At 70.2% G+C, this 22221-nt stretch carries 21 protein-coding genes, 1 tRNA gene and 2 pseudogenes; 4 read left to right on the plus strand and 20 right to left on the minus strand.

Annotated elements, in window-relative coordinates:
• The 5 genes and pseudogenes from AC1MIR_RS15545 to AC1MIR_RS15565 form a co-directional block, all read right to left on the minus strand.
• Positions 1-191: pseudogene (locus AC1MIR_RS15545) on the minus strand (ATPase); the annotation flags it as partial.
• A gap of 11 nt (positions 192-202) precedes the next feature.
• Positions 203-1690 (minus strand): annotated as a pseudogene (gene istA / locus AC1MIR_RS15550) (IS21 family transposase); the annotation flags it as partial.
• Between the two features lie 271 nt (positions 1691-1961).
• A tRNA-Glu gene (locus AC1MIR_RS15555) sits at positions 1962-2037 on the minus strand.
• Positions 2038-2077: 40 nt separating this feature from the next.
• Positions 2078-2281, minus strand: coding sequence for a DUF2256 domain-containing protein (locus AC1MIR_RS15560; RefSeq protein WP_480029099.1), 204 nt, complete (start codon positions 2279-2281; stop codon positions 2078-2080).
• 13 nt (positions 2282-2294) lie between these two features.
• A complete protein-coding gene (locus AC1MIR_RS15565; protein ID WP_480029100.1) occupies positions 2295-2573 on the minus strand; it encodes a DUF6476 family protein in 279 nt (92 codons plus the stop codon).
• On the opposite strand from AC1MIR_RS15565, the gene AC1MIR_RS15570 reads away from it, so the two are divergent.
• From AC1MIR_RS15570 to AC1MIR_RS15580, 3 genes are all read left to right on the plus strand, one after another.
• Positions 2560-3594 carry an RluA family pseudouridine synthase gene (locus tag AC1MIR_RS15570; protein ID WP_480029101.1) on the plus strand — a complete coding sequence of 345 codons (1035 nt, stop codon included), beginning with the start codon at positions 2560-2562 and terminating at the stop codon, positions 3592-3594. The two genes, AC1MIR_RS15565 and AC1MIR_RS15570, sit on opposite strands and share 14 nt — an antisense overlap.
• Positions 3595-3874: 280 nt before the next feature.
• Positions 3875-4759 carry an RNA polymerase sigma factor RpoH gene (gene rpoH / locus AC1MIR_RS15575; RefSeq protein WP_480029102.1) on the plus strand — a complete coding sequence of 295 codons (885 nt, stop codon included), beginning with the start codon at positions 3875-3877 and terminating at the stop codon, positions 4757-4759.
• A gap of 154 nt (positions 4760-4913) precedes the next feature.
• Positions 4914-5426 (plus strand): VOC family protein, encoded by a 513-nt coding sequence (locus AC1MIR_RS15580; RefSeq protein WP_480029103.1) that lies wholly within the window; start codon positions 4914-4916, stop codon positions 5424-5426.
• Between the two features lie 21 nt (positions 5427-5447).
• On the opposite strand, the gene AC1MIR_RS15585 is transcribed toward AC1MIR_RS15580, so the two are convergent.
• From AC1MIR_RS15585 to AC1MIR_RS15620, 8 genes are read right to left on the minus strand one after another with little or no spacing between them, the layout of a single operon-like run.
• On the minus strand, positions 5448-6296 hold the full coding sequence (locus AC1MIR_RS15585; RefSeq protein ID WP_480029104.1) for a sugar phosphate isomerase/epimerase family protein: 849 nt from the start codon (positions 6294-6296) through the stop codon (positions 5448-5450).
• A gap of 19 nt (positions 6297-6315) precedes the next feature.
• Positions 6316-7029 carry an SDR family oxidoreductase gene (locus AC1MIR_RS15590; RefSeq protein WP_480029105.1) on the minus strand — a complete coding sequence of 238 codons (714 nt, stop codon included), beginning with the start codon at positions 7027-7029 and terminating at the stop codon, positions 6316-6318.
• Positions 7030-7037: 8 nt separating this feature from the next.
• On the minus strand, positions 7038-7820 hold the full coding sequence (locus tag AC1MIR_RS15595) for an SDR family oxidoreductase (protein WP_480029106.1): 783 nt from the start codon (positions 7818-7820) through the stop codon (positions 7038-7040).
• A 1-nt stretch (position 7821) separates the two neighbouring features.
• Positions 7822-8727, minus strand: coding sequence for a dihydrodipicolinate synthase family protein (locus AC1MIR_RS15600; protein ID WP_480029107.1), 906 nt, complete (start codon positions 8725-8727; stop codon positions 7822-7824).
• Positions 8728-8737: 10 nt separating this feature from the next.
• Positions 8738-9841, minus strand: coding sequence for an ABC transporter ATP-binding protein (locus AC1MIR_RS15605; RefSeq protein ID WP_480029108.1), 1104 nt, complete (start codon positions 9839-9841; stop codon positions 8738-8740).
• Positions 9838-10668: a carbohydrate ABC transporter permease gene (locus tag AC1MIR_RS15610; RefSeq protein ID WP_480029109.1), complete on the minus strand. Its 831-nt coding sequence runs from the start codon at positions 10666-10668 to the stop codon at positions 9838-9840. Before AC1MIR_RS15610 ends, AC1MIR_RS15605 begins: the two co-directional genes overlap by 4 nt.
• Entirely contained in the window at positions 10665-11588 is a 924-nt protein-coding gene (locus AC1MIR_RS15615) for a carbohydrate ABC transporter permease (protein ID WP_480029110.1), read from the minus strand. The genes AC1MIR_RS15610 and AC1MIR_RS15615 overlap by 4 nt, the downstream gene beginning before the upstream one ends.
• A 60-nt stretch (positions 11589-11648) precedes the next feature.
• On the minus strand, positions 11649-12977 hold the full coding sequence (locus AC1MIR_RS15620; RefSeq protein WP_480029111.1) for an ABC transporter substrate-binding protein: 1329 nt from the start codon (positions 12975-12977) through the stop codon (positions 11649-11651).
• 186 nt (positions 12978-13163) lie between these two features.
• Here AC1MIR_RS15620 and AC1MIR_RS15625 point away from each other — a divergent pair, with 186 nt between their 5' ends.
• Positions 13164-14006 (plus strand): IclR family transcriptional regulator domain-containing protein, encoded by an 843-nt coding sequence (locus AC1MIR_RS15625; protein ID WP_480029112.1) that lies wholly within the window; start codon positions 13164-13166, stop codon positions 14004-14006.
• Position 14007: 1 nt separating this feature from the next.
• On the opposite strand, the gene AC1MIR_RS15630 is transcribed toward AC1MIR_RS15625, so the two are convergent.
• The 7 genes from AC1MIR_RS15630 to AC1MIR_RS15660 all read right to left on the minus strand — a co-directional run.
• The gene (locus AC1MIR_RS15630) at positions 14008-15153 is read right to left on the minus strand and encodes an NAD(P)/FAD-dependent oxidoreductase (protein ID WP_480029113.1); all 1146 of its coding nucleotides are present in this window, start codon (positions 15151-15153) and stop codon (positions 14008-14010) included.
• Positions 15150-16868: an FAD-dependent oxidoreductase gene (locus AC1MIR_RS15635; RefSeq protein WP_480029114.1), complete on the minus strand. Its 1719-nt coding sequence runs from the start codon at positions 16866-16868 to the stop codon at positions 15150-15152. Before AC1MIR_RS15635 ends, AC1MIR_RS15630 begins: the two co-directional genes overlap by 4 nt.
• Complete coding sequence (locus tag AC1MIR_RS15640) at positions 16858-17748, minus strand: polysaccharide deacetylase family protein (protein ID WP_480029115.1); 891 nt, start codon at positions 17746-17748, stop codon at positions 16858-16860. Before AC1MIR_RS15640 ends, AC1MIR_RS15635 begins: the two co-directional genes overlap by 11 nt.
• On the minus strand, positions 17745-19307 hold the full coding sequence (gene gcvPB, locus AC1MIR_RS15645) for an aminomethyl-transferring glycine dehydrogenase subunit GcvPB (protein WP_480029116.1): 1563 nt from the start codon (positions 19305-19307) through the stop codon (positions 17745-17747). Before gcvPB ends, AC1MIR_RS15640 begins: the two co-directional genes overlap by 4 nt.
• Positions 19304-20695 (minus strand): aminomethyl-transferring glycine dehydrogenase subunit GcvPA, encoded by a 1392-nt coding sequence (gene gcvPA, locus AC1MIR_RS15650; protein WP_480029117.1) that lies wholly within the window; start codon positions 20693-20695, stop codon positions 19304-19306. The genes gcvPB and gcvPA overlap by 4 nt, the downstream gene beginning before the upstream one ends.
• A 20-nt stretch (positions 20696-20715) precedes the next feature.
• Positions 20716-21819, minus strand: coding sequence for an ATP-NAD kinase family protein (locus AC1MIR_RS15655; protein WP_480029118.1), 1104 nt, complete (start codon positions 21817-21819; stop codon positions 20716-20718).
• A gap of 121 nt (positions 21820-21940) precedes the next feature.
• Positions 21941-22221, minus strand: a 281-nt coding sequence (locus tag AC1MIR_RS15660) for a bacterioferritin-associated ferredoxin (protein ID WP_480029119.1), incomplete at its 5' end; no start/stop codon positions are given.

Raw genomic sequence — 22221 nt, forward strand, 5'->3', positions numbered from 1 at the left:
TTGGCCAGCGTGATCTGGTACTTGATCGACCGCGCCTGCTTCTCGGCGATCTCGGCCGCGATGAAATCGCCGATGACCCTCTGCGGCTCGTGCTGGCGCTTCACCGCCGCGCCGACGATCTGGTCGAACGCCGCCTTCATTCCATACAGTTTCAACTCGCCCATCGTGGCGAGGATCTCGGATCGCTCCATCACGCGCTGCTCCTCAGGCTGTCATAGCGGGCGCAATCGGCGACAGGCTCGTGCCGCAGCCGCAGCGCCTCCGGCGTCAGGATCGTCGCCACCGGCGGCGGTTCGCGCTGACGCGCCAGGATGTTCAGCACCACGTCCGCCGAGTGCACGCCCTCGCGCAGCGCCTCCGCGCAGGCCGCCTCCACCGCCGGCAGGCCATCGCTCAGCACCGCGGTGAGGATGTCCACCATCTGCCGGTCGCCATCGCCCGCGCCGGCCAGCTTGCGCCGCACCCGCTCCAACGCACCGGGCAGCAGCCAGTCCTTGAACGGCGCGCCATTGCGCCAGGCGCCGGGCTTGCGCGCCAGCACCGGCACGTAATGCCAGGGATCGAACACCGTATGGCCGCGGCCGAACACACGACGGTGCTCGCCGACCACGCGCCCGTCCTGGCGCAGTTCGATCCGCTCGGCATAGGCGCGCACCTCGACCGGACGCCCGACCGCGCTCGCCGACACCGAGTATTTGTTGCCATCGAACCGCACCAGGCAGGTCTTCGACACAGCCGCCGGCACCGCATGGAAACCATCGAACGGGCTCCGGTATTCCACCAGGCTCGGGCGCTCCGCCTCGAACACCTCCCACACCGTCCGGTCGCGCAACTCGGGATGCGGGTGCGCCCGCGCATAGGCGACACAGCGGTCGAGCAGCAGCGCGTTCAGCTCCTCGAAATTCGCCACCCGCAGCCGCGGCGAAAAGAACCTCTCGCGCACCACGCCCACCTGGTTCTCGACCTGGCCTTTCTCCCAGCCGGACGAGGGCGTGCACGCCACGGGATCCACCAGGTAGTGGCTGCACATCTGCAGGAAACGCCGGTTGTAGGTTCGATCCCGCCCGACCAGGATCGCCTCGACCGCGGTTTTCATATTGTCGTAGATCCCGCGCGTGCAGGCCCCGCGAAAGAACGCAAACGCCCGGTCGTGCGCGTCGAACACCATCTCCTGGCTCTCGCGCGGATAGGCCCGCACAAACATCATCCGGCTGTGGCACAGGCGGACATGCGCGACCTTCACCACCATCGCCGCACCCGCCATCACCACCATCTCGTGGCTCCAGTCGAACTGGTACGCCTCACCCGGCGCAAAGCTCAGCGGCACGTAGGCCGCCGCCGACACCGCCGCCCGCGCGCGCTGCCAGCCGCGCGCATAGCGCCGCACCGCGTCGTAGCCGCCGCCATAGCCAAGGCCGCGCAATTCCTCGAACACGCGCATCAGCGTCAGCCGCTCGCGGCTCGCCCGACCCGTATTCTCCGTCAGCAGACGGTCCAGCTCGCCGCGCCACGCGCCAAGCTTGGGCTGCGGTTGCTCGCCGCGCTCGTAGCGGAACTCCGTGGCACCCGAGCGCAGGACCTTCCGCACCACCTTCCGTGACACGCCAAGCCGGCGGCAGATCGCCTTGATCGGCAGCCCCTCGATCTCATGCAGCCGACGGATCTTCCCGATCGTCTCCACCACCAGCATCCCAAACATGACCCCCGGCATCACCGAGAGCCAACGTGAACCCCTTCACCAGAGGGGTCCCTTTTGGACGCCGATCACCCCTCTCAGGGGGGCCTTTTTCCACGCCGATTCACAGTCCAAGTCGCCAGGTTCGGAGAAATTGGGGCCGAAGAGAGGGACCTCACCGCCTTTTCCCGGGTGCGCATCCACCAACCTGTCCCCGAGAACCCCGCGGAACCGGCCGTTCCCGGCGGGCCTACCCCGGGGAGAGACAGGTAGCGAAGTGCGGAAGTGGCGTCCCATAGGGGATTCGAACCCCTGTTGCCGCCGTGAGAGGGCGGTGTCCTAGGCCTCTAGACGAATGGGACCCAAGGCCGGCACGGCAAACATCGCCGCGAGGCGCGCTATCTAGCCTCGACCCGCCCCGCGATCAAGCCGCCCCGCATGCGCGGCGCGCGCACGATCCCTGCGGCCCTCGCGGCAGGCGTCGGAGCAATAGCGCACCATGTCCCAGTCGCGCGCCCATTTCCGGCGCCACGCGAAGGGGCGACCGCAGGCCGCACAGGTCTTCTCCGGCAGATGCGCCTTCCGATGCCCACCGCCACCCGCCATCACGGGGCGCCCCTCATTCCGCCGCGCGCAACTCGCCCAGCACGCGCCCGCGCTGCGGGTCCACCAACAGAACGCGTTCCCCGTCCGGCCGCGAGACCAGCACGGCGACACGCCCGTCCGCCCCGGCGATGGACAGGATCCGCGTCCCCGGCGGCTGGCCGAGATGGCGCAGGCCGATCATCGCCGCCGCCTCTCCCGCATTCAGGCGCTGGACGACGATCACCACCAGGGCCACGGTGCCGACCACGATCAGCACCCCCATCACACCGACAAGCCACTTGAGCGCCGCCACGCCACCCCCTGCCCTGCAACCGACCGACGACCTCCGCGAGGCCGTCGCGCCGCCCGAGGCTGCCGGCACCCGCGCCGACCGCTTCCTCGCCACCGCTCTAGAGGGCCTGTCCCGCTCCCGGGTCAAGGCGCTGATCGACGCCGGCCAGGCGACGCGCGACGGCGCGGTGCTCACCGACCCGGCCGAGCCGGTTCGCGCCGGGGCGAGCTACGCCCTGCGGGTCCCCCCCGCCACCCCCGCCACGCCGCAACCGCAGGCGATCCCGCTGGCCATCCTGTTCGAGGATCCGCACCTGATCGTGCTGGACAAGCCCGCGGGCCTCGTCGTCCATCCGGCCCCGGGCAACCAGGACGGGACGCTGGTCAATGCCGTGCTGGCCCATGCCGCGGAGGACCTGACCGGCATCGGCGGCGAGGCGCGTCCCGGCATCGTGCACCGGCTCGACAAGGACACCTCGGGCGTCATGGTGGTCGCGAAGACCGAGCGGGCGCATGCCGCCCTTTCCGCCGCCTTCGCCAGCCGCGACCTCGACCGGGAATACCTTGCCCTGGCCTGGGGCCTGCCGGCCGCCGCTGCGGGCGAGGTCGAGGCGGCGATCGGGCGGCACGCCACGGACCGCAAGCGCATGGCGGTGGTCGGGCCGCAGGGCGCGCGCGCGGGCAAGCCGGCGCTCACCCGCTGGCGGCTGGAACGCGGCTTCGGCAGCGCCGCCTGCCTCCTGCGCTGCCGCCTGGCGACCGGCCGGACGCACCAGATCCGGGTGCACCTGGCGCATATCGGCCATCCGATCGTGGGCGACCCGGTCTATCTCCGGCGCGTCCCGGCCGCCGCACGGCAGTTGGCGGAGCCGGTGCGCGACGCCCTGCTCGCCTTCCCGCGCCAGGCGCTGCACGCGGAAACGCTGGGATTCCGCCACCCGGTGACAGGCGAGGCCCTTTCCTTCCGGGCGCCCTTGCCACCGGACATGACGGCGCTTCTCGCCATGTTGGACAAGCCTGTGTCGAAAGGTTACAAGGCGTAAACCTACCTTGCTGGTCGGTTTTTCTGGACCTCAGTTCTCCGAATCCGCTATAAGCACGGCGTCGATGAACGCCGGGTGCCGCTTGCACCTGTCGGACCGAGGGCCGGGATGGCCCCGCCGACAACAGGGCCCCGAACATCCTCGCTTCGTCGTGACCGGAGCGCGGATGGCACGGGAGGGCCCGGCGGACGTTGACGATCCACGCAGGCCGCAACCCGGCATGCCGCTGCGGACCCCGCCGTCACGGGGGGTGCCGGACGGCAAGGAGGCAGACCCCTTTATGGCTTCCAGCATGAGCATCCCGATGGCCCCGGAGGGCAACCTCGCCCGGTACCTTCAGGAGATCCGCAAGTTCCCGATGCTGACCGCCGAGGAGGAATACCAGCTCTCGAAGCGGTGGAAGGACCAGGGCGACGAGCAGGCCGCCCACAAGCTGGTCACGTCGCATCTGCGCCTCGTGGCGAAGATCGCGATGGGCTACCGCGGCTATGGCCTTCCCGTCGGCGAGCTGATCTCCGAAGGCAATGTCGGCATGATGCAGGCCGTCAAGCGCTTCGATCCCGACCGTGGCTTCCGCCTGGCGACCTATGCCATGTGGTGGATCCGCGCCGCCATTCAGGAATACATCCTGCACAGCTGGTCGCTCGTGAAGATGGGCACGACCGCCGCGCAGAAGAAGCTGTTCTTCAACCTGCGCCGGCTGAAGGGCCAGATGAGCGCGCTGGAGGAAGGCGACCTCAAGCCCGAGCAGGTCGAGAAGATCGCCAAGGCCCTGCAGGTGCCTGAGCAGGACGTGATCAGCATGAACCGGCGCCTCGCGTCGCCGGACAACAGCCTGAACGCCCCCGTCCGCGCCGACAGCGAGGGCGAGTGGCAGGACTGGCTGGTGGATGACAGCGAGAGCCAGGAGACTGAACTGGCGGAGCGGCAGGACATGTCCAACCGCCGCCAGCTTCTCGGCGAGGCACTGAAGACGCTGAACGACCGGGAGCGCCACATCCTGATCGAGCGGCGCCTGAAGGACGAGCCGACGACGCTCGAGGAACTCTCGCAGCAGTACAACATCAGCCGCGAGCGCGTCCGCCAGATCGAGGTGCGCGCCTTCGAGAAGCTGCAGAAGAGCATGAAGAGCCAGATCGTCGAGCGTAGGCTCGGCGTCGGCTGAGGAGAAGCCAGCCCTCCCCCGCCGCGGGGGGGGGCGACCGGAGCCGCCCGGCTCCGAGACCATTCATCTGGCCAATGACGCTCCCCCGGTGCCATTCATTGGCGACTTTATCCGGGCGCTGCCATGTTTCGCCAAGCAGCACGGAGCATCCGCCATGTCCGCCACCCTCGAAGCCACGTCGCCGAAGCCCGCCGCCATTGCCGGCATCCGCATCGGCCATGTCCACCTGAAGGTCGCCGAGCTCGAGCGTGCGCTCGGCTTCTGGCGCGACCTGATCGGGCTGGAGGTGCAGCAGCGCATGGGCGCGCAGGCCGTGTTCCTCTCGGCCGATGGCTACCACCACCACATCGCGCTCAACACCTGGGAAAGCGCGGGCGGCTCGCCGCCGCCGATGGGCAGCACCGGACTCTATCACGTCGCCCTGCTCTACCCGGATCGCCCTGCCCTGGCGCAGGCGCTGAAGCGCCTGGTCGAAGCCGGCTATCCGCTGGAAGGCGCTTCCGACCACGGCGTGTCCGAGGCGCTTTATCTGCGCGACCCCGACGGCAACGGCGTGGAGCTCTATCGCGACCGCGACCGCGCGGAGTGGCCGCGCGATGCGGCGGGCAACCTCGCCATGGTCACCCGCCGGCTCGACCTGCGGGCCCTCCTGGCCGAGGCCGCGTAGCGCGTCGCGCCCGGCGCCCGCTCAGCGCGTGCCGGGCCGCTTCTCCCAGCCGTGCCGGGCCAGGATGTCGTGGCTGGCCGCCAGGTCGCCATCGGGGTCGGTGGCGGGCTGGCAGGCATCGGTGATGATCTCCAGCACCGTCAGCCCGCCATAGCCGATCTCCTTCAGCGCCGCGGCGGCGGGCCCGGGCTGGACCATGCCGGTGCCGAGGCGGTCATGCTTGAACACCTCGTAGCCGCTGTCGCTGATGTGCACGTTCTTCACGCGCGCGCCCAGCATGCGGATCGCCGCGGCGGGATCCTCCTTGATGTAGGCGCTGTTGCAGACATCGAAATTGATCCCGACCGAGGGATCGATGTCGCTGGCGACGTCGAGCATGTCCTTCGCGGTGGGCAGGAAGGTGAAGGGCACGTTCTCCAGGATGATCTCCGTGCGGCTGCCCTTCGCATGCGCGACCAGTTCCTTCATGCCCTGCACGAACCACTCCCGCATCCAGGGCACGGGCGGGTTGATCAGCGAGTTCACCGGCCCGGGGATCGCGCAGACGAAGGGGCAGTTCAGGTAGTCGGCGAGGTCGATCGCCTCCTTGTAGCGGTCGAGCGTGTAACGCCGCATGATCGGGCAGGTGCTGTTCGGGTTGTTGTCGAGCAGCGGGTAGCAGAAGCTGGTGATGCGATGGCCGTTGCCTTCGAGCCAGGCCTTGAGCTCCGCCTTCTCCGCCGGCGACATCGCGGAGGGCCAGAGATGCGGCGGGAAGATCATCAGCTCGAAGTTCTTGTAGCCCTGCGACGCCAGGTGCTTCAGCGCACCCAGGCCGGAATGCGAATAGAGGAAGGGGAAGGTCGAGGCGGCGACGCGCAGATCGGACATGACGGATCCCTCCGATGGGTCAGAGCGTGGCTTCGAGACGCGTGTTGACGATCAGTTCGGCGACATGCGCCTGGTCGGGCAGGCGGAGCAGAAGGCAGACGATCTCCGCGATGGTCTCGGGCTTCATCCGGCCGGCGGCGGGCGTCGCGCCCGGCAAGCCTGCGATGAGCTCGGTGTCGATCGCGCCGGGGCAGAGCGCGGTGGCGCGCACGCCATCGGCATGGCCCGCGAAGCGCGCGGCGTGCGTCAGCGCCATGAGCGCGTGCTTGGTCATCGCATAGCCCAGCGGCGCCGAGGGATCGCGGATGCGCTTGCCGTCGGTGGAAGCGACATTCACCAGCCGCCCATGGCCCGCGGCGCGCAGATGCGGCATCGCGGCGCGGATCGCGCGCAGCGGCCCCTTCACGTTGACGGCCCACATCTCGTCCAGCGCCGCCTCGTCGCCCTCCTCCAGCGTGAAGCGCTTGAGGATGCCGGCATTGTTGACCAGCGCATCGAGCCTGCCATGCGCCGCGACGGCCTCCGCGATCCAGCCCGCGGCGCTGTCGGGCTGCGTCGCGTCGTAGCGGTGCCAAGTCACGCGCGCGCAGCCGTCAAGCGCGATGTTCCGCATGGGATCGCGCACGCCGCAGGCCAGCGCGAAACCCTCCGCATGCAGCCGCCGCGCGATCGCGGCGCCGAGGCCGCGCCCCGCGCCGGAGATCGCGACGACACGGCCGGCGGCGGGCAGCATCGCCTCCATCAGAACAGGCCCTGGTAGACGCCGCCATCGTTGACGATGTTCTGGGCCGTCATGAAGCCCGCCTGTGCGCTGCACAGATAGGCGACGAGGTCGCCGCATTCGGACGGGTCGGCGAAGCGCCCGGCCGGGCAGGTCTTCAGCCGGTCCTGCACGATCGCCTCATAGGTCGTGTTGCCGCGCTTCGCATGGCCATGCAGGTTCACGCGCAGCGCCTCGGTGTCGAACAGGCCGGGGCAGACGCTGTTGACCGTGACGTTGTGCGGGATGAGTTCGCGCGCCATCGAAGCGATCGCCGCCGAGAGACCCGCGCGCGCGGAGTGGCTGTGCGCGAAGCCGACCTGCGGGAACTTGATGAACGACACGCTGATGTTGACGATCCGCCCGAATCTCCGGTCGCACATGCCGGGCGCGGTGCGACGGATCAACTCGACCGCCGTGTAGAAATGCTCGTTCCACCACTTCGTCCACTCGGCGCGGTCCCATGTCCGGAAATCGCCGGGAACCTGGCGCGTGCCGGGGCTGGTGACGAGGATGTCGGGGTTGGGGCACGCAGCGAGCAGCGCGTCGTGCCCGGCATCGCTGTTCACGTCGCCCGCGACCGTCGTGACGCGCACGCCATGCGCCCGCCGGATCGCCTCGGCCGCCTCCGCGAGCGGTCCCGGCGTGCGCGCCATGATGGTCAGGTCGCAGCCCTCGCGCGCCAGGCTCTCGGCGCAGGCGCGGCCGAGGCCTTGGGAGGCGGCGCAGACGATGGCATGGCGGCCGCGGATTCCGAGGTCCATCTCAGCCGATCCCGAGATCCGCGAGCCCGCGCTTGAGCCCTTCCAGGGGCTCGCCCTTCAGCGGCTGCAAGGGCGGCCGCGGCACGCCGCCGCCGGGAAAGCCGAGATGATCCATCGCCGCCTTGGTCGCCGGATAGAGCGTGCGGCCGCCGGTGACGAAGAGGTCCGTCAGCCTGCGGCTGGTCGCTTGCAGCCGTTCGGCCTCCGCCTGCCGTGCCGGGTCGCGCGCGGCGTACCAGAGCTCCGTCGTGCCGCGCCAGACATTCGGGAAGCAGTCCACCGTGCCGTCCGCGCCCGCATGGATCGCCGGCACGCCGAACACGGATGACGGCCCGCAGAAGACACGCAGCGAATCCTTCACCGCCAGCAGCGTCGCATAAAAGTTGTTCCAGTCGCCGCTGCTCTCCTTGATCGCGACCACCTTGTCGAGCGTGGCGAGCCGCACGGCCAGCGAGGGCGAGATCGCGTTCACCGCATTGCCCGGGATGTTGTAGGCGACGATCGGCAGTGGCGAGCCGGCCGAGACGGCGGCGAAATGCCAGAAGATCTCCTCGTCGGTCAGCTTCACGAAATAAGGCGGCAGGACGAGGATGCCGTCGGCGCCGGCCGCCTTCGCCGCATGGGCCAAAGCGATGGTGTCGTCCGCGCCGACGCAGCCCGTGCCGACGATCACCGTGCCGCGGCCCTTCCCCGCCGCCACGGCGTCTCGGTACAGCGCCTTGCGTTCCTCCATCGCGAGCGACCAGAACTCGCCGGTGCAGCCGCAAGCGACGATCCCGGTCGCGCCCTCGTCCAGCAGCCGCCCGATGTTGGCGCGAAAGCCGGCGGAATCGACGCGCCCCTGCGCGTCGAAGGGCGTCGTCACCGCGGGCATCGGGCCCGACCAGTCCACGCTGTTGCGGTCCATTCCAGTCCTCCTAGGCCGCAAGGGCCTGCGGCGCGGTGCAGACGGCGTCGAGCCGCAGCCCCGACGCCGCGTCGAACACATGCAGCCGCGCGGCGCGCACGCCCCAGCGCAGCGTCTCGCCGGCTGCCAGCGGCAGCGCGGCATCGGCGCGGATCGTCAGCACGTCGCCGCCGGCGATGTCGAGCTGGGCGATCTGCTCATGGCCATGCGGTTCCACCAGGCGGATGCGGGCTTCGAAGGGCCCCTCCCCCACCACGATGTCCTCGGGCCGCAGGCCCAGCACCAGCTCCGGCGCCGCTGCACTCGACAGCCCGACGCGGATCGCGGGATGCACGAAGCCGCCATCCTCGGCGCGGCCGCGCAGCAGGTTCATCGTCGGCGCGCCGATGAAGCCGGCGACAAAGAGGTTGGCCGGCCGGTTGTAGACCTCGCCCGGCGTGCCGACCTGCTGCAGCACGCCCTCATGCATGACCGCGATGCGGTCCGACATGGTCATCGCCTCGAGCTGGTCGTGGGTGACATAGACGAAGGTGCGGCCGACACGCTGGTGCAGCTCGATCAGCTCCGCGCGCATATGGGCGCGCAGCTTCGCATCCAGGTTTGACAGCGGTTCGTCCAGCAGGAAGACGCGGGGGTCGCGCACCAGCGCGCGGCCGAGCGCCACGCGCTGCTGCTGTCCGCCGGAAAGCTGGCGCGGCTTGCGCGGCAGAAGCTCCGCCAGGTGCAGCGATTCCGCGGCGCGCTTCACGCGCTCCTCGCGCTCCGCCCTCGGCACGCCGCGCTTCTTCAGGGGATAGGCGATGTTCTCCGCCACCGTCATGTGCGGATAGAGCGCGTAGGACTGGAACACCATCGCGACATCGCGCGCGCCCGGCGCCACCTCGTTCACCACGCGCCCGCCGATCGAGATCGTGCCCGAGGTCGGGAATTCGAGGCCGGCCAGCATGCGCAGCGAGGTCGTCTTGCCGCAGCCGGAAGGGCCGAGCAGGCTCAGGAATTCGCCGCCGCGGATCAGCAGGTCGAACTCGCGCACCACCAGGTTGGTGCCGAAGACCTTGCGCACCTTCTCGAACCGGACCTCGCCCTCGGCCCGGCGGGCGTCGCTGGCGCTCATCCCTTCACCCCGCCGGCGCCGAAGCCCCGCGTGAGGAATTTCTGCAGGAAGGCGAAGATGATGATCAAGGGGATGCTCATCATGACGGAGGCCGCCATCAGCAGCGACCATTCGATGTTGAAGGCGCTGATCAGCATGTTCATCACGCCGGTCGTCAAGGGCCGCGCCTCGTCCGTGTTCACCAGCACGAGCGCGTAGAGATACTCGTTCCAGGACAGGATGAAGGTGAACAGCGACGTGCTGATGATGCCCGGCAGCGCCTGCGGCAGGATCACGTCGGAGAAGGCGCCCATGCGCGTCGCACCGTCCACAAGCGCGGCGTTCTCCAGGTCGTCCGGGATGCCCTGCATGAAGCTCCGCAGCAGCCACAACGCATAGGGCAGCGCGAAGGTGGTGTAGGCGATGACGAGGCTCAGCAACGAATTCGCCACCCCGATCCAGACCATCATGAGATAGAGCGGCAGGATCAGGACGACGGAGGGGAGCAGGTAGGTGAACAGCACAAGCTGCGCCAGCCTCTCCCGTCCGCGATAGCGGAAGCGCACCAGGCTGTGCGCGCCGAGCGTCGCCACCGCCACGACAAGCACCGTCGTCGCCGTGGAGAGCAGCAGCGAATTGCGCATGTAGAGCAGGAACGGCGTGTCCCACAGCAGCCGCGCGTAATGCTCGAAGGTGACCTGCTCCGGCCAGAAGGTGGGCGGGATTCGGAACAGCTCGAACTGCGGCTTGACCGAGGTGATCACCATCCAGATGAGCGGGAAGGCGGTGACGAGCACGATGGTCCAGGCGAAGAGGTTGAAGGCGACACGGCCGAGCACGCGCTTCATCGCGGCTCCTCCCCCCGCGCGCGCAGTACACGGAAGTAGACCAGCATGAAGACCAGCATCACCAGCATCATCGCCACCGCGACGGCGGAGGCGCGGCCCATCTCGTTCAGGCCGAAGGCCTCCTTGTAGACCATCAGCGGCAGGGTCTGCGTGCCGATGATCGGGCCGCCACCGGTCAGCAGGTAGATCAGGTCGAATTCCTTGAAGTCCCAGATCGCGCGCAGCAGCACCACCACCACCAGCACGTCCCTCAGCTGCGGCAGCGTGACGTCCGTGAAGCGGCCCCAGGCGCCGGCGCCGTCGATCGTCGCGGCCTCGTAGAGCGTCTCGGGGATCGTCTGCAGCCGCGCGAGCACCGCGATGACAACGAACGGAAAGTACTTCCACGCCCCCACCAGCACCACGCTGACCATCGCGTTCGGCATCGCGCCGAGCCAGTCGAGCGGCATGTCGAGGATGCCGGCCCACATCATCGTGTGGTTCAGGATGCCGTAGAGGTCGTTGAACAGCCACCGCCAGACCAGCACGGCGACGACGGTGGAGACGAAATAGGGAAACAGGATCAGGCTTCGCGCCAGGCTGCGGAACACCATCGCCTGGTTCAGCATCAGCGCCGCCGCGATGCCGAGCACCACCTGCAGCGTCAATGTCAGCACCGTCCAGATCAGGTTGTTCAGCAGCGACCGCCAGAATTCCGGCGAGTTCGCCAATTCCGCATAGTTGCGGAAGCCCACGAAGCTGCCGGAGAGCGTCGGCGTGAAGATCGAGAACAGGCTGAGATAGATCGCCGAAACCAGCGGATAGACGATGACGGCGCAGAAGATCAGCACCGTGGGCGCGATCAGCAGCATGCCCAGCAACGCATAGCCGCGATCGAGCGGATTCACCGCGGCGCGGTCCGCCGCGGTGACGCCCGACACGGCCATGGCTTCACGAGCGGCGGATGCGCCGCGCTGCGCCATCCTGCCGCTCCGCCCGGATCAGGAAGGACGCATCAGCTGCTCGAGCCGCTGCGCGGTGACCGAGACCACCTGCGCCATCGGCTCGTTGTTGATGACGTAGCGCTGCACCGCTTCCGACAGCGCATGGCTGGCGATGATGGCGCCGGCCCGGGTGTTCGGACGATGCCGCGGGCTCTCCCAGCCCAGGTTGTGGCCGGCCGCCGCGCTTTCCGCCATCAGGTCCACCAGCGGACGGTACTTGTTGATGATCGGGTTGTCCTGGTACTGCGGCATCGCCGAGATCGTCTTCAGCACGGGCAGCACATGGCCAGGCGCCGCATGCAGCTGCCGGATGTAGCCCTCCGGCTGGAACAGATGCGCGGCGAAGCGCTTGGCCAGCTCCATGTTCGGCGCGACCTTCGGGATCATCACCGAGGGGAAGTCGTTGAACGTCCAGTGCGGCACGCTCTCGCTGATCGTCGGATAGCGGTGGCAGGAGATCTGGTCGGCGATGCGCGGGTTCTGCGCCGTCACATTGGCCAGGACGCGCCCGGTATAGATGCCCGTCGCCGTCGCGCCGGAGACGAAGGCGGTCAGGCTCTCGCCCCAGGAATAGCCGGTCGCGCCCGGCGGGCAGAGCTCGCGCATGGACTTGTAGAATTCGAGCGCGTTGCGGAAGGCGTCGCTGTCCACCGCCACCTGCAGGTCCGGCGTGAAGATCTGGCCGCCCGCGCCATGCACGAAGCAGATGAAGATCAGGCTCGTCATGGAGTTGCGACCATAGGGCAGCGGCGCGCCGAACACGCCGCGTCCCTGCATTCGCCGGCAGGCGTCGCGCAGCTGATCCCAGGTGCGCGGTGGGGCGGAGATGCCGGCCGCCTGCATCAGGTCGGCGCGCAGCCACATCATGTTGGCCGCCGAGTTTCCGATGCCGGTGCCGGCATACTGGCCGGGCGTGATCTCGTAGATGCGGTTGGCGCCGTCATAGTAGTTCTGCGGGCCCACCGCCTGGATCACGTCGTTCATCGGCTCCAGCAGGCCGTTTTGCCAGTAGGTCGCCAGCGCGAAGGACGGCAGGTGCGTGACCACGCTCGGCACCTGCTGGGAGGCGAAGGCGGCGGCCATCTGCGCCGGATAGCCCTCGTCGCTCGTCGCCTCGAACACCACGCGGACATTCGGGTTCGCCTGCTCGAAGGCGCGGATCTGGAAGTTGTAGGCTTCGCGCTGCGCCGGCGCGGTCTGCGGCGACCACCAGCGGATGGTCGTCTGCGCCTGGGCGCGGGCGAGCATCGGCGCCCCGAGCCCCAGCGCCGCCGTGCCGCCCAGCAGCGTGCGACGGCCGAGCACCGTCATGTTGCGATCGGACATGCCTTCTCTCCCGTGCCGGTCCAGGTTGGCGGACCGTGTTGCCTTGCGAACGCGATTTCGCAGAGTGAACAGGATCGCCGCATGCGCGGCAAGAGGTCGGTTCGCAAATCAGGCGACTGTCTCCCCCTCTTGTTCGCAGCGCGAACAGGGCACAGGATCGCCCGAAGACACGGGACATGGCCGACGATGGAGCACGACAAGGCGCCCCGGCGCGAAGAGGAGGACGCCGCTTCCCTCCTGGTCGAGGAGATGGAGGCCGAGCTGCGCCCCGGCGCCGACCGCGAACTGGTCCATTCCGTGCTGCGCCTGTTCGAGGTGCTGAAGGCCTTCCGCCGCGAGCGGCCGCGCATGACGCTCAGCGAGGTGGCGGAATATGCCGGCCTCACCCGCGCCAGCGCGCGCCGCTTCCTGCTCACGCTGGTCCATGCCGGCTACGCGGAGACCGACGGCAAGCGCTTCGCGCTCACGCCGCGTCTGCTCGAACTTGGCCATGCGGTGATGGCCGGATCCTCGGTGTGGGACGTGGCGCGCCCGGTGCTGGAGGCGCTGTCGGAAAAACTCGGCGAATCCTGCTACGGCGCCGTGCTGGACGGCGCGGACGTGCTCTACGTGCTGCACATCCCGAGCGCGCGGCACCTGATCAACGTGGATCTCCGCGTCGGCAGCCGCACGCCGGCCTATTGCACCTCGGTCGGCCGCGTCCTGCTCGCCGGGCTGACACCCGCCGCGGCGGAGCGCGTGCTCACGGCCGGCAAGCCCGAGGCCCGCACGCCGAAGACCGTCACCGCGAAGGGCAGGCTGCTGGATGCGGTGGACCAGGCGCGACGCCAGGGCTGGTCCATCGTGGACGAGGAGCTGGAGTTGGGCCTGCGCTCCATCTCCGTGCCGCTGCGCGGGCGCGGCGGCGTGACGGTGGGCGCGATCAATGTCTGCGGCCCGACATCGCGCGTCTCGCTCGAGGAGCTGCGCACGCGCTTCCTGGGCGAACTGCTGGAGGCCGCGTCGCGCATCCAGGCGGCGATCGAGTAGGTCACGCCGCGCGGAAGCGCGCCGGCGTGAAGGAGGCGATGTCGAAGCCGCCGTCGCGCCCGCGCAGCGCCGCCGCGGCCAGCCGCCCGACCAGCGGCCCGAGCGTGTAGCCGGCATCGCCCGGCACCGCGAGGAACAGTCCCGCCAGCCCCGGCGCCTCGCCGAGGATGCATTGCCCGTCGCAGGTGGTGTTCACGCCGGCCCAGGTCCTGATCAGGCGCAGCCGCGCGAGCCGCGGCACGATATGGCTGGCGAGGCGCAGATTGCCGATCAGGCTCGATGCCTCGACCGTCGGATGCTGCTCCGGTCCCGCAAGCCGCGCCGGCCAGCCGCCGCCGATCACGCATTGGCCGGCGGCGAGCTGCTTCAGCGTGATCATCCGCTCCGCATGCTGCACCAGGTGGCCGATCAGCGGCGCCGTCGCCTCCGTCACGTTCATGTGCAGCGGTTCCGCCCCCGCCGGCACATCCAGCCCGCGCGGCGCAAGCAGCGCGCCGGTGCCGGCGCCGGCCGCGATCATCACCCGCCCGGCGCGCAGCATGCCGCCGGCATGGTGCAGCAGCCAGGCGGCGCCGTCGCGCTCGATCCGCGTCACGCACGATTCCGGCAGCAGCACGCCGCCGGCGGCGAGCAGCGCGCGACGCACCGCCTGGTTCGCCAGCAGCGGGTTGAGCTTGCCTTCCTCGGCGCAGAATTCCGCGCCGATCACCGCCTCGCCCAGATAGGGCGCGATGCGTGCGAGTTCCGCACGGCCCAGCATCGCTACCGTCAGGCCGAGCCGCTTCTCGCGCTCGCATTTGCGGGCGAGGAATTCGTACGATTCCGGCGTCTCCGCCACCATCAGCCCGCCGCTCGCCTTCAGCTCGAAGTCGGCGCCGAGCTCGGCCTCCAGCTCCGCCCAACGTTGCGCCGCAGCGACGTACAGCGGCAGGGACCGCTCCAGCCCCGGCACCTGCTCGGGATACATGCGGATGAAGCGGCTCTGCATCTGCACATGCAGGCTGCCGGCGTTCGCGACCGTGCCCGCGTGGCGCGCGCCATCGTCCAGCACCGCCACCGCGACGCCGTCGCGCGCCAGTTCCAGCGCGGCGCAGAGCCCGACGATACCGGCGCCGATGACCGCGACCTCGGCCTCGCGCGGCATCATCGCGACGGTTCGCCCAGCGCGACGATGTCGGCAATGGCGATCGGCTTCACCGGTGCGCGCGGCGCGAAGAGCGCCCGATCGTCCAGCGGGCGATCCTGCGTGGCGTGCAGATGCTCGGCCAGCAGCGGCGCGCAGTAGCGCCCCTGGCAGCGCCCCATGCCGCAGCGCGTGCGCCGCTTGAGCTCGCCGAGCGAGGGGGCCCCATCGGCCAGCGCGGCGTCGATCTCGCCCTTGGTTACTTCCTCGCAGCGGCAGACGACGGTCCCGGCATCGGCCAGTGCCAGCCCTGCGCGCGGCGCCGCGAACAGCCGCCACAACGCGGATTGGAAGCGGCGATGCCTGCCGAGGCGCCGACGCGCGGCGTCGCTTTCGGCCTTCATCTCCGCGGGCACCGTGCGGCCGAGGAACCCGGCCGCCGCAATGGCGGCAATCGCCCCCCCCCCCCGCGCGGGGGGCGCGCCGCCCAGGCCGGCGCAGTCACCGACCGCATGGAGGCCAGGCACCGTCGTCATCATCGTCGCATCGCGGCGCGGCACGAACTGGTGGCGCTCCGGATCGAAGACGCATTCGGCGCCGAGCGCGCGCAGCGTCTCCTGGTTCGGCAGGAAGCCGTAGCCGAGCAGAACGGCATCCGTCTCATGCACGCTCTCGCCCCGCGCGCCGCGCAGCGTGACGCGCAGCGCCCCATCCGGGGCGGGCGCGATGTGCGTCAGCACGGTGCCATACAGCAGCGGGATGCGGCGCCGCGCCAGCACCGCGAGATAGCGCGCCCCCTTCGCGGCCAGCGCCGGATCGGCGGCGGCCATCGCCATTGCATCCTTGAGGCGCGTTGCGGCATTCGGCGCCGCCTCGGCAACAGCGACCAGCGCCGCGCCGGCTTCCGCCAGCTCGCAGGCCACCTGCATGTTCAGCGGCCCATTGCCCGCCACCAGCACGCGCGCGCCGGGCAGCACGCGATGACTGCGCCACAGCGTCTGCGCCGCGCCGGTCGTCATCACGCCGGGCAGCGTCCAGCCGGGCACGACATGTGGCCGCTCATAGGCACCGGCGGCGACGATCACGGCGCGCGGCGCGAGCAGGCGCGTCCGCGTCCCGTCGAACACTGCGATCCGGTCGAGCTCGAAGGCGCCCCACAGCTCGGCGCCGCGCAGGATGCGCGCGCCCGAGGCCTCTGCCGTGGCCGCCAGCGCCGCGCCTTCCGCCTGTTGCGCGTCAAGCATCCGGGTATCCAGGCCCGGCGCGGGCTGCTTGTAGTATTGGCCGCCGAGCGCGGCGCGCTCTTCCACAACCAGCACATCCAGCCCGCAGCGTCTTGCAGCGATGGCGGCGGAAAGGCCGCCCGGGCCGCCGCCGAGGATGAGCAGGTCCACAACCTCCGGCGTTGGTGACGGGCCGTCATCGGGGATCGGCACGGGTTCGGCCGGCAGGCGCGCGGCACCCGGAAAGGCCTGGTGGCGCACCACCATGCCGGGCGCAGCCTTCGCCATGCAGGCGCGGGTATTCGGCGTGCCGTCCAGTTCCACCAGGCAGTCCTGGCAGACGCCCATGCCGCAGAACTGGCCGCGCCCTTCCCCATCCATGCCGCGCCGCGTCGCGCGCAGTTCCCGGATGCCGGACGCCGTGAGCGCGGCCGCCACGCTCTGGCCGGCGCGGAACGGTACCTCGCGCGCGACGCCTTGCGCGTCCTGCCAGGTCAGGCGCAGCTCAGGCGGCATGGGTGAGCGCGTGCCGGGCGACATCGCAATGGGTCGCGAACCAGACGCGGCCCTTCGCCGCCGCGTGACGGATGATCTCGTCCAGGATCCAGATGCGGCTGCGATAGCCGATGACGAAGGGATGCATCACCAGCTGGAAGACGCTGCCCTCCTCCCACGCCGCGTCGAATTCGCGGAGGAAGATGCGCAGCACGTCCTCCGGCGTGGCGTAGGGGCGCGTGGCCGGGTTGCGGTTGAACAGGAAATACACCGCGTCGTCGCGCAGCCATTCGACCGGGATCTCGACCACGCCGGTGGGCGCGCCATCCAGCAGCAGTTCGTAGGGCTCCTCATCCGCCATCAGGCTGCTGTCGTAGAGCAGGCCGAGCTCCTTCACGAGCGCGACGGTGTTGGGGCTGGTGTCCCATTGCGCCGCGCGGTGCCCGACCGGAACACGCCCCGACAGTTTTGCCAGCGTGTCGCGCGCGCGCAGCATCAGATCGCGCTCGGCAGTGGCGTCCAACAGCGAGGTGTTCTCGTGGATCCAGCCATGGATGCCGATCTCATGGCCCGCCGTGGCGATGCGCCGCGCCTCGCCGGGCTCGATCAGGGCGGCGACCGCTGGGCAGAAGAAGGTCGCGGGCACGCCGTGCCTCTCCAGCAGCGCCAGGATGCGCGGCACGCCGACGCGGCGGCCGAACTCGCCCCAGGCGAGGCGCCCGATCGCCTCGCCGCCCGCACCCATCTCGAAGGTCTCGTGGTCGCAGTCGAAGGAGAGCGCGACGGCGCAGCGCGCGCCGCCGGGCCAGGATGGCGGGCGCAGCCGCCGCCCCGCGCGCACGCGCGAAACGAGGCTGCGCCAGCGTTCCTCGGGCCACTCCCAGGGCCTGGGGTGGCTCACTCCGCCGCCTGCTGCGCCGCGCCGCCGCGATGCTTGCGCAGATAGGCCCGCCAGGTGGTCGCCCAGCGCGCGGGATCCTCGCAGCCCTCGCCCTGCACCTTGGCGATGGCGGCGTTGTGCGGTGCGGACTTCACCAGATCCGGGTTGGCATAGGCCTCCTCGCACACCTTCCGAACCACGGCGATCCAGGTGTCGATGTCCTCCTTCGACCACAGCTCGCCGGCTTCCGGCGTGAAGGGTTCCGGGAACAGCCAGGGCTCATGCGCAAGCCAGGGCGCGTCCACGCCGAAATCGGTCATGCGATTCGCGACCTCGCCGACGCCGATCCCCGTCTCCTCCTTCAGCGTGCCGAGGGAGTAGCGCGTCATCTCCATGCGCGGGCCGCCGATGCCGGGGTGCGACTTCGACACGCCGCGGATCGCGAGCAGGCCCTTCTCCATGTAGTTGTTCGCGAGGACGGAGATGTCGGAGGCCTCGTTGATGCCCTCCGCACCCATCCCGCGCGCCCAGGCATAGGCGCGCATGACGATGTGCAGGTTGCCCATGAACTCGCGCACCTTGCCGACGCTGTTCTGCGGCACATCCAGCGTGAAGCCCGAGGCGGTCTTCTGCACCATCGGCTTCGGCAGGAAGCGCGCAAGCTCCTCGGTGCAGCCATAGGCGCCGGTCGCGGGACCGCCGCCGCCCTTCGGGCCGCCGAAGGTCTTGTGCAGCATGAACATGCAGGCGTCGAAGCCCAGGTCGCGCGCGCGGATCTTGCCCATCACGCCGTTGAAGTTGGCGTGGTCGTAGAAGGCCAGCGCGCCCGCTTCCTTCACCAGCCGCACCCATTCCTTCATGTGCGGGTTGTAGATGCCCATGTCGTCGGGGTTGTTGATCATGAGCGCCGCGGTGCGCGGACCGATCGCGGCCTTGAGCGCCTCGACGGAGGGATATCCGCCTTCTTCCAGCGGCAGCGTGATCACCTTGAACCCGCCCGCCGCGGCGGTGGCCGGGTTGCAGGGATGCGCCTGGATCGAGGTGACGATCTCGTCGCGCACGCCGAGCTGCCCCGTCGCCTCCAGCCAGCCGCGCGTGACGCAGACATGGGTGTAGGCCGCATCGGCGCCGCCCGCCGCCTGGAAGGTGAAGCGGTCCATGCCCGACAGCGCCTTCAGGATCTGCTCGAAGTTCCAGACGATCTCGAGCAGCCCCTGCAGCGTGGACGGATCCTGCAGCGGATGCATCTCCGCAATCTGCGGGCGCAGCCCAAGCGCCTCGCTGACGCGCGGGTTGTACTTCATGGTGCAGGTGCCGAAGAGGCTGATGCCGACCATGCCCAGCACCTGCTGCGACAGGCGCACAAAGTGCCGAAGCGTGTCGTGCTCGGTCATCTCCGGCAGCACAGGCGCCGATTTGCGGCGCATCGCCGGCGGCAGCCGGGCCGCGGCGGGGCCGACGGCCGCGGCGCTGTCGGGCGCGGCGAAGGTGATGCCCCGCCGGCCCGGCGCACCGAGTTCCATCACCACCGGCTCGTTCCAGCGCGCCTGGTGGTATTCGCGGGGCGTCACGTCGCTCATGCCACGATCTCCTTCAGCGCGCCGGCAAGCCGGGCGATGTCCTCCGCGGTGTGCACTTCCGTCACGGCATAGAGGGCGCTCTGGCCGAGCGCCGGGAAATCTGCCGACAGGTCACGCCCGCCGAATACTCCCTTCATCCGCAGCGCGTCGTTCACCTGGGCGACGGTCTTCCCAGCGCCGTCGAAGTTCACGACGAACTCCTTGAAGAAGCCGCAGGGGAAGCCGATGCGCAGTCCCTTGATTCCCGCCAGCGTCTTCGCCGCGTGGTGGCTGCGCTGAAGGATCACCTCGCCAATCTCGCAAAAACCCTGCGGGCCGAGCAGCGCCATGTAGGCGGCGCAGCCGATGGTGGTCAGATAGACCGAGTTGCCGGTCCAGTCCTTGCCTTCCTCGCGCATGCCATAGCTGGACTGATGCGCCAGACTCAGCGCGAAGCCGTGCTCGCCGGGCTTCTCCGTCGGCGCGATGGAGATGTTGAGCGTCGGGTATTCGCGCGCATAGCGTTCCTCGTCGCGCGACGCGATGAAGCCGCCGGCGCCGCCGCCCGCCATCATATGCGCGCCGAGCGTCTGGATCGTGCCCACCACGATGTCCGCACCGTATTCGCCGGGCGGCGCCAGGACGCCGAGCGAGATCGGGTCCACGCCGACGATGAACTCGGCGCCTTTCGCGCGCGCCAGCTTGCCGATCTCCGCGCCGCGCGCCTCGATCACGCCGAAGCTGCCGGGGTTCTCGATATAGACTGCGGCAGTCTTCTCGCTGAGCTTCGCCTTCAGGTCATCGAGGTCGAGAAAGCCGCTGGCCTTCTCCCACGCCACCGGCACCACCGCGATGTGCCCGTGGCTGCCCTCCGGCTCGCAATACTGCCGCAGCACATCCAGGCGCTCCGGGTCCATGCCAGCCGGCACCAGCACCTCGCGCCGTCCGTTCAGGCGCGACGCCATGCGCACCGCGTTGCCGATGGCGCAGCCCCAGGAATAGACGGGCAGGCCGACGAACTCCATGCCGACCAGCTCGCCCAGCATCGAGCAGAACTCGAACCAGGCCTGGTTGCGGCCATGGTCGGACATCGGCGTGCCCCAGACGCTGGTGAGGAATTCCGTGCGCCCCACCACCTCGTCCACGATCGCCGGCACATGGTGCTGCCAGATGCCGGAGCCGAGGAAGGAGAGGTTCTGCTCGCAGTCGGCATTCTTCTGCAGCAGCCCGAGCATGTGCCGCTTCAGCGCGACCTCGCTGGCGAGCGCCGGCGGCAGGTCGAGCTTGCCGCGGAAGCGATGCTCCGCAGGGATTTGCGCAAAGAGCGATTCGATGTCCGGCGCGCCGATGGCGCGCAGCATCGCTGCCTTCGCCTCCGGCGTCGCATTCGCCATCCAGGGATGTCCCATACGCCTCTCCCGTTCGCTGTTCAGTTCGGCGCCGCGACGCGCATGACCATGCGCTGCCCCGGCGCGGTGTGCACCTGCATGTAGCCCGCCAGCATCGCGTCCACCGCGGCATCGCCGGTGTCCACATGCAGCACCGGCGGATCAAGCGCAGCGAGCTTGTTCTGGCCGGCCATCACGGTGATCCCGTCGCGCCCCCCGCGGCGGATCACCTCCGCGCTGATCTGCTGGTTGCCTCGGCCGAACAGGAAGCCCTGCCCGCCCGTGGCGCCGGCGACGATGCCCGCGGGCGTCGCGCCGAGCAGGCGCAGCAGCTGCGCCTCCGTCACATCCGTCGCGATCAGCCGGCCGCCCAGCGCCACATCCACGCCGAGCAGCGTACCCTCCCCGCCCAGCGCGCGCTTCACGCGCCGCAGCGTCGTCCCGCAGCCCAGAATCATCAGACGGTCTTCGGGCCATTCGCGGGCGATGCGCCGCGCCAGCGCCTCCAGCGCCGCCTCGTCATCGGCCCGCGCGCCGGCCTTGCAGGCCTGCAGGAAGCCGCGCTCATGCGGTACGCGCGCGAGGCCGAAGAGCCGCGCGGCGACGCGGCCTTCGCGCAGAGCCGCCTCGTCGAGGTCCATCACTTCGGCTTCGCGCAGCCGCACCGAAGGCGCGCCGTCCAGGAAGCGTGCGGCCAGGCGACCCGCGGCGCGCGGCGAAGTGCCGAAGACGGCGGAATGCATCTTCACCCCGGTCGGCACGCCGAGCAGCGGCAGCGCCATGCCCACGGCGCCCGCCACGTCGCGCGCGGTGCCGTCGCCACCCGCGAACAGGATCAGGTCCACGCCTTCCGCGCGCAGCCTCTCGGCGGCCGCCCTCGTGTCGGCGCCGCTCCCGGTGGGCGGCGGCAGGTCGCGCAGGATTCGTCCTTTCAGACCCGCTTCGGCCAGCGCCGCCTCGCCCATCTCGCCGGGCGGCGCGACCAGTTCCGGCGCGCTTGCCTCCTCGGCCATCGCACGCAATGCAAGTGCGCAGCGCGCACCGGCCTGCGGCACCGCGCCGAGCTCGCGCGCACGACGCTGGATATCGGCGCCGTCGGTGCCCTTCCGCCCGCCGCGCCCGCCCATGCCCGCGATGGGGTTCACGATGATGCCGACCCGCCGCCGCACCGCTTGCCGACCGCCCTCTCCCGACTTTGTGCGCAGGCCGAACGCCTGACCGCGTTGCGCGCATCTTAGGCCAGCGCCGGGGCGAGGCAACCGGCAACTACCGGGGTGCGTCCGCCGCCTGCGCGATGTCACGAAGCGCCACCGGCCGGGCCGGCGCACGCGGGGCGAGGAACAGATCCTCGGACGGCGCGACGCCCTGCGCCTCGGCCACCGCCGCGGCCAGCAGCGGCCCGCAGTAGCGCCCCTGGCAGCGCCCCATGCCGCAGCGCGTCGCGCGCTTCGCCGCGCCGGGATCGGGCGCGGGGGCGGGCGCCGCCGCCCGCGCCCCCCGCCGCCCGCCCCCGCCGCGGCCCGCCCGCCGCACGGGCGGCGGCGGCG

Source organism: Falsiroseomonas sp. RANM36 (genome assembly GCF_056682175.1).